The following is an 11,744-nucleotide window of genomic DNA, read 5'->3' as shown; positions in this document are numbered from 1 at the left end:
CGGCCCGTTGGTGCGTGTCCCTCCGGACGCTGGCCCGCCGGACCCGAGGGGCCGGTGGGGGAGGGTGCCCTGCGTCGCCTGGGCGCGGAGCGTGTTGTCTGTCGCCGGGTGGGTCCGGTCTTGGACCGGTCCGGGCGGGTCCTGGTGGTCGGGGTGATCACGGCGCGGGTTTCGAGTGTGTCCACCACTGTGCGGATGGCCATGGTGCCGGTGGCGTGGTCGGTCACGGTCTTGGTCTGGTGGGTGAGGCCGCGTGCGGCGATGCGTTTCCAGGCGCCCTGGTCGCGGTCGCCCTGGTAGCCGCACGAGCGGCAGATGGCCCATTTCCAGCCGGGCGTGGTGGGCCGGTCGGGGGCTTTGCGGTGCCGCAGCGGGGCCAGGCACTGCGGGCAGTGCTTCGAGGTGTTCCGCGCTGGGACGGTGACCACGGCGATGCCTGCCTCGGCGGCGAGGTGCCGCATCCGGCCAAAGATCTGCCCGCGCACCTGCTCGGAGAGGCGGGTGTTCATGGTGCGGCCCATGCCCTTGGCCTCCAACGAGCGGAGGTCTTCGACATAGATCACCGTGGCTTCGGCGGCGACAGCCTGGTCCACGGCCCACCTGGCGGCGGCCCGGGCCAGGGCATCGTTGAGGTTCGACCGCTTGTCGCAGATGCGCCGGACTTCGTCGGTCAGCACCCCGTGCTTGGCCGCCAGCGGGTGTGCGGTGTCGCCGCCGGTGAGCCGCTGGTACTGGTCGGCCTTGGTGTGCAGGTGCTCGGACAGGCGGCGCAGGCGGTGTTGTTTCGCCAGGACGCCGGCGGCGCGGAACATGCCCCCGGCCCCGAGTGCGGTGATGCTGCCGTCGGCTTGCAGCCGGACAGCGCCCGCGCTGAGGAGGGTATTGAGGCCCCAGTCCACGCCGAGCGCGACCGTATGACCGCTGCGGGCAGTCTTGGGGACCCGGTGGGTGAAGGCAAGATCGACGCGTACCCGGCCCTGGTGGATGCGCAGGGTGGGCAGGTGCAACACCGCTTTCGCGGGGATCGTCGGCGGCAGGCTGATGGGGCAGGCCACCCACGTCCAGTCGGCGTAGGAGGCCGGGTCGGGGCGGGCAGGGAGCTGCAACCGCAGCAGCGCCCGGCCCGGATCGCTCTCGTTCCGTTCGATGGTGACCTGTTGCCCGTCGCAGGCGGACAGCAGCAACATCCGGGCAGTCCGGGGCGCGGACTCCAGCTCGAACACATCGGCCGGCAGCCGTCCACGCTTGCGCGCGAAAGCAGCGATCTGCCGGGTACGGGACCGGATCACGCCGGACGGCAGAAACTGCCCGCCCGGAACCGCATCACGCACCGCGTCCCACTCACCGGCGGTCCGATGCGCCGGATCAGCGGGCCAGGTCTTGACGACACCTGCGGTCAGGTCGGCACGCCACTTCGCCGACCGCAGCCCGCGCCCGGCCTGTTCCTGGGCCATGCGCACGATCCGGTCGTTGACCTTCACGCCCCTTGGTGGTGCGACGGTCCAGCCCAGACGCCGCAAAGCCATCCACGCAGCGGGGGAACCTCAACCCGAGGCAAGCAAGTCCACATCCGTGGCATTCCGGCGCTCGAGAGTCAGCGCGCCGACCATGCCGGACACCAGATGCACGCACCAATCGACACGCCTCGCCAGCACAGACGCGGACAGGATTTCGCCCGTCTCCTCGTCCACGCCTGCACGCAGCAGCGCACGGGCACACGCGGGGGGAACTTCACCCCCTCGGCGAGCGGCAGCTTCCGGCTCACGCAGCCCGCTCCCCGCCGGTGCATTGCCCGGTCTCGGCGAGCAGCCGCTTGCGGGCCTTGGCCGACCGCATCCCATACACGCGACCGGCGAAGGTGGTGACCAGAGAAACAAAGTCTTCGAGGAGTTCATCCCGGCCACCGGACTTCATCGGATGCAGCACCTCAAGCGTGACGCCGTACACAGCGAACAGGCGCTTGAGCCAGCCGACACCGAACCGGGCCAGCCGGTCCTCATGCGTCACCCGCACCACCGTCACCGACCCGTCGGACACCATCGTCAACACCCGGTTGAGCCCGGGCCGGTTCTCCCGCAGACCGGAACCACGGTCCTTGACGACCTTGACCACCGTGCCGGTCGCAGTACCCCGCAACTCCTCCTCCTGTGCCGCAAGCGAGGATTCCTGCCCGGGCGAGCCGGAGACTCGCACATACAGAACCTCCAGCCGGGGCCGGGATGTTGCCAAGTCGCTACCGCACTTCATGTTCTCCACATCGACCGAGGAGAACCGGCGCTCACGACCCACCCACGAGAACGGAATCTTGCCGTCAATAGCCCACTGGCGAAGTGTCATCGGGTGGATACCCAAACGCTTCGCCGCCTTGGACATCCGCAGCAACTCCATGAACACAGGCACAACACTAGGGATCGCTACGGGAGTTGGTGAGCCTGGCCGACGGCGGGGACCCCACGCCGACGACGGTGCCGCGATCGCAGCAGCGCCTGGCGCATCGGAAGGACGCCGAGTTCGAGCGTCGCACTCTGCGGAACCCCGGTCCCGCGTGCGAGGCGCCGGCGCATCGCCGGCCCTGACAGCGCCCTCCTTCGGTCGGTGCCGGAGAGAGTGAACGTCCGATGCCGCTGCCCGCGCCTTGGCGACTCCCGAACAATTGTCGAGCCCAGTCCACCCAGCGTTCTGGGGCAACTTCCGCGCAGCGCTTACGCTGACTGACACGTTGGGGTCTCAAACTCCGCCGGTCAGGCTCCGGAGCACGAGTGAGCCGGTGTTGGTGATCGGGTTGGCAAATGCGGCTCTCGCTGCCGCAATCCGGCGACTTCGTGGCTTCCTGATTTACTCGTCGACACGAATTGAGGAGATGCGCGCCGGCGAGTACGCCCTCCACGTTCAGGCGGAGGGTCTCGGCATCACGAACACCGGTGGAGTCGAAGGACACCGGCCATTCCTGGTTTCCCTCATGGGACCTCGTATCGGCGACGAGTCGGTCTTCGACGCCGAACACTCCGTCTCCGGCGACCATAAATCTCTGAGCGGCTACACCCCGACCCATGCGGTCGACGTCATTGCTTTCCGCAACAGACCGGTCGACCACGTGGTCACAACCTTGCTCACCGCCGCGATCATCGATGAGATCGGAGGCATCGCGAATGCCGAGCTGCGGGAGGACCAACTGCCCATCGTGGCGGGCCTCCCAGGACTGGTCATCACGACGACCGATCCATGGCCCGCCGCTCGTGGCTCGGCGACATTCCTCAGAGCACGGGCTGAGCAGCCTGGCTTCCGGATCCTCAAGTAACTGGCCTGCTCACTCCACCCGCAACCAGGTCTGCGCCTTTGCCCGCGACGCAACTCCGCGATCGACGGCCCAGTCAGTCCGGGAGGCCGTCGGCGACCCACTCGGCGACGGGAGGCGCGGCGGCGGATGCCGGCTCGTCGCCGGCTCCTGCCCACCAGCCCTGCACCTGCGGCAGACACAGACCTCACGGACGGGAACGATAGCCTCGGCCGTGTGAGGGATGAAGCAGCCCGGTGGCGTCGGTTCGGCGCGCTCCTGCCCCCCGGCGAAGCCCGGGAGTTCATGGACTGCTGGGAGATCGGTGAGCAGGAGGCCGGACTCGACCGGCTCATCGCCCGCCTCCTGGAGCACCAGGTGCCGATCAGCGAGACCATGCGGGCCGAGATCGCCGTGGCCGCCGAGGTGTGGGGCATGTGGACGGCGCTCGCTCCCGGGATCGGTCGGTGCCTCGGCAGCCACCGGGACCAGGGCGATACCGCGCTGAGGCTCGTCGAGCACGCCGGCACCATCCCCCTGCCCGGATCCTCCGTGGGCACCGACACCGCACTGGCTGATCTTCTCGTCGTGCCGTGGATCGCGTGCACGGGGTGTGACCAGGTGCTCGCACGCGCGCACCACCGGGAACCCTGGGGCGACCTCTCGTACCTCGCACGGCACTACGTGCTCTTCACCCCGGGTCACGGCACGCCGACGCGACTCTTCGAACCTGACGCGGCATGGGACGCCCTGACCGCACTACGTGCGACCTGCGACCGGCCCTGGCCCCGCACCCCCATGACCACACAGCCATGAGAAACGACGTCGTCGTCCCGCCGGTGACAGCCAGGAGGTCGTGATCCTCGCCAAGGCCGTCGTCCGGATCCGGCAGCCGGATGGATTCGTCATACCTCCACCGCCGCACCCCTCACCGCGCACGCCTCCGAGGCCGCACCGGACCAGTGCGCGAAAGACGAGTCAACCCACCATGGCACCGGGCGAGTACAGCCAAGTCCCAGCCGTCAGCCGCCCAAGAACTCAGGTGGGCGCGCCATGGGCGACGCGTTCGTCCCCGGGTGCTTGCCGAGTGGTGTCCAAGGCTGCGGGGTCAGGTGGCTCGGCAGGTAGAGGGGGTGTTGCGGCTGTCCGGCCCGGGTGAGCGCGAGTGCGGTCAGCTGCCGCATGCCGGGGAGCTCCAGTACCGCGGATACGCGGTCGGGCCGGGCACGGCGGCCCCAACCGCCGACGATCACCCCGCCGGTCTCGTGGGCGAGGTCCGCAGCAGCGACCAGGTACGCATCGTTCTGCGGACCTACAGGATCCCGGGCGTCCCGCAGTTCACCGGGGTCCGTGGCCCGCCAGGCGTACAGGTTGACGACGACGAGTGCGCTGCAGTCCCAGCGGCCGGCGAAATCGATGCAGCGCCTGCTCGTGGCGTCGTCCGTCCTCGCATCGGCAGTGCTGGGGTTGAGCAGTACGAACACTGCGGTCCTGCCGTCCCGCCGCCACGTGCGGGTCAGCAGGTAGCGGTACCGCTCGCAGCCGGAGAGGACCGCGGAGCGCAGAACGCGGGGCGCTTCCGCGGGCCGGCGAGCGTGGGCCATGAGGGCTGTTCCTCCGACCGGGAGGTGGGCGAGGCGGCTCGGCGGGACGGGCTGCTCGGTGGGTTCCGGTTCTCGTCTTCAGTGTGCTGTCGGCCCTGTCGGTGAGGCCAGGCCCGATCGATCTCGGCGGGCAGGCACCGTGTACCGGTCCGCGCGGCATGGCGGTGGGGGCGGTGCGCGGCGCATGGCGGGGCGGCAGATGCGCGGCGCCTGGTGCTGGACGCGGCCGCTCAGCCCGGGCGGCACGTTGGGTGTCGGCCGGCGCAGCGTGCCCGGGGGGTGGGGACTGTTCCCGCACCAGGAAGTGCCGCCCGCACGGCCGTGGGCCGATCAGAACCGTCTGTGGCGGCAATCACAGAATTGAGGCTTGCTCACGCCACATATCCCTCGGATGCTGGGGAAGCGGAAATTCCCCGTTTCCCCAGATGAACCGTGAATACACCGGATCATCATCCGCAGAAGCATGTGAAAGGGCGGCATCATGCGGCTTTCTCTTCTCCCCGGCAAAGCATCGTCAAAGGTCCTTCGGCACCTGACCGGCGCCGCCGCCGCGGCCGCCGTCCTGCTCGCGGCAAGCACCGCAATCGCCCCCACTCCGGCTGCAGCAACTCCCGCGAGCAGTGCACGCGTTGACGGCTGGATCAAGCACGCGTTGCAAGTGATGGAGGCAAAGGGAATTCCCGGAACTTACGACGGGATCCACCGCAACCTCATGCGCGAATCGAGCGGTGACCCCCTTGCCATCAATCTCTGGGACTCCAACGCAAAAGCAGGTATTCCGTCAAAGGGGCTCATGCAGGTCATTGACCCCACATTTCGGACATATCATGTCGATGGCACCGCATGGGACATTTACAACCCAATCTCAAATATCGTGGCCGCGTGCAACTACGCCGCCCACCGCTACGGCTCCATCGACAACGTGAACGGCCCGTACTGACACCCGGCCCAGATCACGTGCACGCCGGCGGCCGGCACCGCCCGGTCTCTCCGATCTGCTCGGTCTCGGCCCGCCCCGATCACGGGAAGGGCGCGGAGACCGTGACGGAGCGCGGCGTGACAGAGCGCAGCACCATCAGTGGCCCCTCCCACCTCGCCACCATGGCGAGCGGGAACCTGTCGGTCGCCGGGCAGAGTTCCGCATCGCTGTGATCCACTCCCCGCCCCACTCGTCGGTTCGCTCGTCGGTTCGCTCGTCGGCAGAGGTGGGTTACTGGACCGCGGCCCCTGCCCGAGGACGAGGCGTGGCCCCTCGCGCGCTGGAAGCCCTCAACGCGTGGGCCTTCGGCGCTTTCGCCGCCGAAGGTCTGGTGCGTCTCGAGCTGCTCCACCAAATGGACAATCCCGCCTCGTGCCGCGTCGCGGAGAAGGCCGGTTATCCCTTCCAGCAGGTCCTTCGCGCCCGTCCGCCCCTTCCCGAAGACGGTCACCTGCACGTACGACACGACGCTCACACCCCCTCCTGACTGCCGGGCCGGGGCGCGTCCGGACCCCACAGTCCGGTCAGCGACCGCCGGTGAGGGCTGCGCGGGCCGCCGAGTGGGCCGCCTCGCGCTCGTCGGGGACCAGGCCGATGCGGGTGCGGCGGTCGAGGAGATCGGATTCGTCGAGGGCTCCCTCGTGGCGTACGGACCACAGGAGTTCGGCTCCGGTGACGGGATGGCCGGGGACGATCGGGTGGGACAGGGCCGGGTCGGTCCGGGCGAGGGCGTGGACGGCCGGGGCCTCGGTGCCGTAGCGGGCGATCAGACGGCGCGGTGCGTCCAGGGTGGCGAGTGTGCCCGGGTGGGCGGCGCCGACGAGGGGAAGGGTGGCGGTGCGGCACGGTGCCGCGGTCAGGGCGCGGGCGGTGACGGCGGCGTCGACGGCGTCCTGGGCCATGCGGCGGTAGGTGGTGAGTTTTCCGCCGACGACGGTGACGACGCCGTCGCGCGAGGTCAGCACGGCGTGCTTGCGGGAGATGTCGGCGGTGCGGCCGGGCTCTGCCGTGGACGCGGTGTGCAGGAGGGGGCGCAGGCCGGCGAAGGCCCCGACCACGTCGTCGCGGGTGAGGTCGACGTCGAGGGCTGAGCCGAGTACGTCGAGGAGGAAGCCGATGTCGCTCTCGGGTACGTCCGGCACATCCGGGACATCACCGTCGACCGGTTCGTCGGTCAGTCCGACGTACACCCGCCCGTCGCTCTGGGGCAGGACGAGGACGAAGCGGTTGGACTCCCCCGGGATCGGGATGTGCAGTCCGGCCGAGAGGTTGCCGAGGTCTTCCGAGCGCAGTACGAGGTGCGTGCCGCGGGAGGGGCGGAGCCGGACGTCGTCGACGAGGCCGCCCGCCCAGACGCCGGTCGCGTTGATGACGCTGGTCGCCCGTATGTCGAACTCCTCGCCGGTGAGTTCGTCGCGCACACTGGCGCCGGAGCCGTTCAGGGCGAGTGCGCGGACGCGGGTGAGGATGCGCGCGTCGTGAGCGGCGGCGGTGCGGGCAATGGCAGTGACCAGGCGGGCGTCGTCGGTGAGCTGGCCGTCGAAGGACAGCAGCCCGCCGCGCAGCCCGGTCTGCCGCAGGGCGGGGGCGAGATGCCGGGTCTCCACGGTGGACAGGGTGCGGGGCGCGGGCAGGGTGGCGCGGGAGGTGCGGGCGGAGGCGCGCAGCAGGTCGCCGGCTCGGAAGCCCGCCCAGGCGAGTGCGGCCTGGGCGCGGGAGACCAGCGGGGTGAGGGGCAGGACGAACGGCTGGGCGTGCACCAGATGGGGGGCGGTGCGTTGCATGAGGATGCCGCGTTCGACGGCGCTTTCGTGGGCGACGTCGAGCTGGCCGGTGGCGAGGTAGCGCAGGCCGCCGTGGATGAGCTTGGAGCTCCAGCGGGAGGTGCCGAAGGCGAGGTCGTGAGCGTCGATCGCAGCGACGCTCAGGCCGCGGGAGGCGGCGTCGAGGGCGGCTCCGGCCCCGGTCGCGCCGAGGCCGACGACGAGGACGTCGACCTGGGTGCCGTCGGCGAGTTGGGCGATCTCGCGGGTGCGGCGTGCCGCGTTCAGTGACGACGCGGTGGGAGGGGGTGCGGGCGAGGGGCTGCTCGGGCGGCTCATGGCGTGAGGGTCCTCTCGAGAAGGGTCCGCAGCTCTTCCAGGAAGGCCGCGTCGGTGAGCTCGGGGGCGGCCTCGTCCGTCATCGTGCGCAGCGAGAGCGTGAACGACTGCACGACGAGCAGCAGGGAGCGGGCCTGGAGGTCGGGGTGGGCGATGCGGACGGATGCGTCGGCGTGACCCTCCGCCAGGGCGCCGGTGATGAGGCCTAGCAGGGCGTCCTGGCTGGCGCCGCGGCGGTCGAGCACGTACGGCAGGAGCAGTTCGGGGTCGACGTCGAGGATCTTGTGGAAGAGCGGGTGGGAGCGGAAGGCGGCAACTCCGGCGACCAGTCCGTCGACGAGGCGGGTCCGGGCCGGGGCGGCCGGCTCGGGGGCGGGCATGGCGCTCACGGCGAGCCCGACCCACTCCCGGGTCATGAGGTCGCCGACCAGGGTCCGTACGTCGGGCCAGCGGCGGTAGAGCGTCATCCGGGACACGCCGGCGCGCCGGGCCACGTCGGTGAGGGTGGTCCGGCGTACGCCGACGGCGAGGACGCAGTCGCGCGCCGCGTCGAGCACGGCGTCTGTGTCCGAGTGGTTGTGACGAATGGGCGTCATCTGTCACAGTGTAATGCCAGGGCAGGCCGCCCGGCCACGGCGCCCAGGAAAACCGACGGTGAAGGACAACCCACGTGGACATGTTGTGGAGCGGCTGGGGAGACCCGGCCAAGGCGGCCCCGCTGCCCGACACGGTGATCGGCCTGCTGCGCGACCTGCTCGGCGTCACACCGCTCGAGTCCGGTCCGGCCTCTCTCGACGGCATCGCCGTCCCCGAGTCCCCGCTCGCCGACGACACGTGGAAGGCCCTCGTGGACTGCGTCGGCGACCGCGTGCACGTGCGCATCGACGGCGAGACCCGCATCCGGCACACCCGCGGCAAGTCCACGCCCGACCTGCTGCGCATCCGCGCCGGGGAGGTCGACGACATCCCGGCGGCCGTCGTGCTCCCCGGCAGCCACGACGAGGTGCTCGCCGTCCTGCGGGCCTGCGCGGAGCACGGTCTGGCCGCCGTGCCCTTCGGCGGCGGAACTTCCGTCGTCGGCGGCCTCACCCCCGAGGCGCCCCGCCACGGCCACTTCATCGCCCTGGACCTGCGCCGCCTGGACGCCCTGATCGCGCTCGACGAGGTCTCGCGCACCGCCACCCTCCAGCCCGGACTGCGTGCGCCGCGGGCCGAGGCCCTGCTCAACGAGCGGGGCTTCACCCTGGGCCACTTCCCGCAGTCGTACGAGTGGGCCTCCATCGGCGGCTTCGCCGCGGCCCGCTCCAGCGGCCAGGCGTCGGCGGGCTACGGCCGCTTCGACGACATGGTCCTCGGTCTCGGCGTCGCGACGCCCGAGGGCACGCTGGAGATCGGCCGGGCGCCGCGTTCGGCGGCGGGTCCCGATCTGCGCCAGCTGATCCTCGGCTCCGAGGGTGCGCTCGGGGTGATCACGTCGGTGACCGTACGGGTGCGGCCGCTACCGAAGACCCGGATCTACGAGGGCTGGCGCTTCGCCTCCTTCGAGGCGGGAGCGGCGGCTCTGCGCAAGCTCGCCCAGGACGGCCCGCTGCCCACCGTGCTGCGACTGTCGGACGAGACGGAGACCTTCATCGGTCTGGCGCAGCCGGACAGGATCGGAAGCACCGACGCCGCCCCTCAGGCGGCCGGCTGCATGGCGATCGCCGGATACGAGGGCACCGCCGAGGACACCTCGGACCGGCGCGCCCGCGCCCGGGAAGTGCTGCTGGCTTGCGGCGGCGAGTTCGTCGGCGAGGAGCCGGGCGAGCGCTGGGCCCACGGCCGCTACAACGCGCCGTATCTGCGTGATGCGCTGCTGGATGCCGGTGCGTTCGCGGAGACGCTGGAGACCGCCGCCTTCTGGTCCGCGCTTCCCGGCCTGTACGACGCCGTGCGTCAGGCGCTCACGTCGACGCTGACCGAGGCGGGCACCCCGCCCCTGGTCATGTGCCACATCTCCCATGTGTACGAGAACGGCGCGTCGCTGTATTTCACGGTCGTCTCGGCCCAGGGCGAGGAACCGGTGGCCCATTGGGCGCCGGTCAAGCGAGCCGCCAATGACGCGATCCTGGCGGCCGGCGGGACCATCAGTCATCATCACGGCGTCGGGACCGATCACCGGGAATGGTTCACCCAGGAGATCGGCCCCGTCGGGGTCCGTGTCCTCCAGGCCGTCAAGGCCGAACTCGACCCGGCCGGGATCCTCAACCCCGGCGTCCTCATCCCCGTCCGCTGACCGGCCCCCTGCCTTCCGGAGGCGCATTCCATGCGACAGTTCACCGCGGTCGTCAACCCCGCCGCAGGCGGGTCCAGCGGTACGGCGGGCCTGCTTCCGCTGGCTCGGCTGCTGAGGGAGGCCGGGGCTCAGCTCGACACGCAGTACAGCCGCAGCCTGGAGCACGCCCGCCAGGTGGCGCGGCAGGCCGGCGAGCAGGGGCACGTCGTGCTCGCCGTCGGCGGGGACGGCATAGCCGGCTGTGTCGGCGGGGCCCTCAGCGGCACGGACACCGTCTTCGGCCTCGTCCCGGCGGGCCGGGGCAACGACTTCGCCCGGGCGCTGGGGCTTCCCGCCGACCCGTCGGCTCTGGCGGATCTGCTGCTGAACGGCACGCCGCGGCCGGTCGACACCATCCAGGTCGAATCCGCGGTGCACGCCGGAGTGTCCGTCCTGGGCAGCGTCTACGCGGGTGTCGACGCCGTGGCCAACCGGCACGCCAACACCTCGAAGCTGCTGCGCGGCGCCGCCTCCTACTACGCGGGCGGCCTGCGGGCCGTGGTGGGCTGGCGGCCCGCGGAATACCGCATCACGGTGGACGGGGTGGAGCACGAGCGACGCGGATACACGGTGGTGGCGGCCAACTCCGGCTTCTACGGCTTCGGCCGCAACATCGCCCCCGGTGCCCGCCTCGACGACGGACTGCTCGACGTCGTCGTCATCCAGCACGCGCCGAAGCGGCTGTTCTTCGCCATGATGAACGAGCTCAAGACGGGTGCGCACCTGCAGCGCCCCGAGGTGGAGATCCTGCACGGCAAGGAGATCCGCATCGAGGCCGACCGGGCCATCCCCTACGGCGCGGACGGCGAGGTCGACGCCGCGCTGCCCGTCACCGCGCGGGTGCAGCCCGGTGCTCTCCGCGTCCTCTGCTGACCGGACAGCCGTGCCCACCCGAGCACGCGAACACCCGAAGGGGGCTTCTTCATCCCCGTAAGGAATCGAACCCGTACCGCGCCGGACAGTTGACAGGACGAGCGCACAAGGAGACCCCGTGACTTCCATCGTCCGGCACATCACCTTCGACTGTGCAGAGCCGCACGAGCCGTACGAACTGGCCGAGTTCTGGAGCCGGGTCCTCGGTCATCCGGTTCATCCGCAGGACGAACCGGGCGACGACGAGGTGGCGTTGGACGTACCCGCCGGTCACCCGAGCCTGCTGTTCTTGCGCGTACCCGAGAAGAAGACGCTCAAGAACCGCGTACACCTCGATCTCCAGCCGGACCGGCCCCGGGACGAAGAGGTCGAACGAGTGGCAGCGCTCGGCGCGACCGTCGTCGACGACCGGCGCAAGCCCAACGGCAGGGGGTGGGTGGTCCTCGCGGATCCGGCCGGGAACGAATTCTGCATCGAGGTCAGCGCGGCGGAACGCGCGGCCGCCGAAGCAGCGGTGAACAGCTGATCGTCCGAGTGCGAGCCCGGACGGTCGCACGGCGACCGGCGGTGGATCCGCCAAGGGTGCCGAAACGGCGAC

The 11,744-nt window shown here is 70.7% G+C and carries 12 protein-coding genes and 1 pseudogene; 7 read left to right on the top strand and 6 right to left on the bottom strand.

What is annotated here, in order from left to right; genetic code table 11:
• The 3 genes from ABT078_RS34975 to ABT078_RS34965 form a co-directional block, all read right to left on the bottom strand.
• Positions 1–1,526, bottom strand: a 1,526-nt coding sequence (locus tag ABT078_RS34975) for a zinc ribbon domain-containing protein (RefSeq protein ID WP_351235072.1), incomplete at its 3' end; no start/stop codon positions are given.
• Between the two features lie 18 nt (positions 1,527–1,544).
• Positions 1,545–1,691 (bottom strand): hypothetical protein, encoded by a 147-nt coding sequence (locus ABT078_RS34970; RefSeq protein ID WP_351235070.1) that lies wholly within the window; start codon positions 1,689–1,691, stop codon positions 1,545–1,547.
• 70 nt (positions 1,692–1,761) lie between these two features.
• Positions 1,762–2,388 carry an IS607 family transposase gene (locus tag ABT078_RS34965; RefSeq protein WP_351235079.1) on the bottom strand — a complete coding sequence of 209 codons (627 nt, stop codon included), beginning with the start codon at positions 2,386–2,388 and terminating at the stop codon, positions 1,762–1,764.
• 379 nt (positions 2,389–2,767) lie between these two features.
• Here ABT078_RS34965 and ABT078_RS34960 point away from each other — a divergent pair, with 379 nt between their 5' ends.
• Positions 2,768–3,298 (top strand): DUF6368 family protein, encoded by a 531-nt coding sequence (locus ABT078_RS34960; RefSeq protein ID WP_351235068.1) that lies wholly within the window; start codon positions 2,768–2,770, stop codon positions 3,296–3,298.
• Between the two features lie 213 nt (positions 3,299–3,511).
• A complete protein-coding gene (locus ABT078_RS34955) occupies positions 3,512–4,090 on the top strand; it encodes a hypothetical protein (RefSeq protein WP_351235064.1) in 579 nt (192 codons plus the stop codon).
• A gap of 206 nt (positions 4,091–4,296) precedes the next feature.
• On the opposite strand, the gene ABT078_RS34950 is transcribed toward ABT078_RS34955, so the two are convergent.
• On the bottom strand, positions 4,297–4,878 hold the full coding sequence (locus ABT078_RS34950; RefSeq protein WP_351235062.1) for a DUF1643 domain-containing protein: 582 nt from the start codon (positions 4,876–4,878) through the stop codon (positions 4,297–4,299).
• Between the two features lie 481 nt (positions 4,879–5,359).
• Here ABT078_RS34950 and ABT078_RS34945 point away from each other — a divergent pair, with 481 nt between their 5' ends.
• Complete coding sequence (locus ABT078_RS34945) at positions 5,360–5,818, top strand: transglycosylase SLT domain-containing protein (RefSeq protein ID WP_351235060.1); 459 nt, start codon at positions 5,360–5,362, stop codon at positions 5,816–5,818.
• A 256-nt stretch (positions 5,819–6,074) separates the two neighbouring features.
• Positions 6,075–6,344 (top strand): annotated as a pseudogene (locus ABT078_RS34940) (GNAT family N-acetyltransferase); the annotation flags it as partial.
• 37 nt (positions 6,345–6,381) lie between these two features.
• Here ABT078_RS34940 and ABT078_RS34935 read toward each other — a convergent pair.
• Positions 6,382–7,959: a glycerol-3-phosphate dehydrogenase/oxidase gene (locus tag ABT078_RS34935; protein ID WP_351235058.1), complete on the bottom strand. Its 1,578-nt coding sequence runs from the start codon at positions 7,957–7,959 to the stop codon at positions 6,382–6,384.
• Positions 7,956–8,555: a TetR/AcrR family transcriptional regulator gene (locus ABT078_RS34930; protein WP_351235055.1), complete on the bottom strand. Its 600-nt coding sequence runs from the start codon at positions 8,553–8,555 to the stop codon at positions 7,956–7,958. Before ABT078_RS34930 ends, ABT078_RS34935 begins: the two co-directional genes overlap by 4 nt.
• 74 nt (positions 8,556–8,629) lie before the next feature.
• Here ABT078_RS34930 and ABT078_RS34925 point away from each other — a divergent pair, with 74 nt between their 5' ends.
• The 3 genes from ABT078_RS34925 to ABT078_RS34915 all read left to right on the top strand — a co-directional run bounded on the left by ABT078_RS34925 (position 8,630) and on the right by ABT078_RS34915 (position 11,672).
• Positions 8,630–10,234: an FAD-binding oxidoreductase gene (locus tag ABT078_RS34925; RefSeq protein ID WP_351235052.1), complete on the top strand. Its 1,605-nt coding sequence runs from the start codon at positions 8,630–8,632 to the stop codon at positions 10,232–10,234.
• 30 nt (positions 10,235–10,264) lie between these two features.
• A complete protein-coding gene (locus ABT078_RS34920; protein ID WP_351235050.1) occupies positions 10,265–11,146 on the top strand; it encodes a diacylglycerol/lipid kinase family protein in 882 nt (293 codons plus the stop codon).
• Between the two features lie 118 nt (positions 11,147–11,264).
• On the top strand, positions 11,265–11,672 hold the full coding sequence (locus ABT078_RS34915; protein ID WP_351235048.1) for a VOC family protein: 408 nt from the start codon (positions 11,265–11,267) through the stop codon (positions 11,670–11,672).
• Positions 11,673–11,744 lie beyond the last annotated feature (72 nt).

This window comes from Streptomyces sp. NPDC002133 (genome assembly GCF_040296405.1).
Taxonomy (GTDB): domain Bacteria; phylum Actinomycetota; class Actinomycetes; order Streptomycetales; family Streptomycetaceae; genus Streptomyces.
The sequence above is the reverse complement of the archived record's forward strand: the minus strand, read 5'-3'. Positions and strand labels throughout refer to the sequence as shown.

Bases quoted from the DNA above. Each gene is read 5' to 3' on its own strand.
- ABT078_RS34965 (WP_351235079.1), bottom strand. From the start codon at position 2,388: ATGGAGTTGCTGCGGATGTCCAAGGCGGCGAAGCGTTTGGGTATCCAC.
- ABT078_RS34950 (WP_351235062.1), bottom strand. From the start codon at position 4,878: ATGGCCCACGCTCGCCGGCCCGCGGAAGCGCCCCGCGTTCTGCGCTCC.
- ABT078_RS34945 (WP_351235060.1), top strand. From the start codon at position 5,360: ATGCGGCTTTCTCTTCTCCCCGGCAAAGCATCGTCAAAGGTCCTTCGG.
- ABT078_RS34935 (WP_351235058.1), bottom strand. From the start codon at position 7,959: ATGAGCCGCCCGAGCAGCCCCTCGCCCGCACCCCCTCCCACCGCGTCG.
- ABT078_RS34930 (WP_351235055.1), bottom strand. From the start codon at position 8,555: ATGACGCCCATTCGTCACAACCACTCGGACACAGACGCCGTGCTCGAC.
- ABT078_RS34920 (WP_351235050.1), top strand. From the start codon at position 10,265: ATGCGACAGTTCACCGCGGTCGTCAACCCCGCCGCAGGCGGGTCCAGC.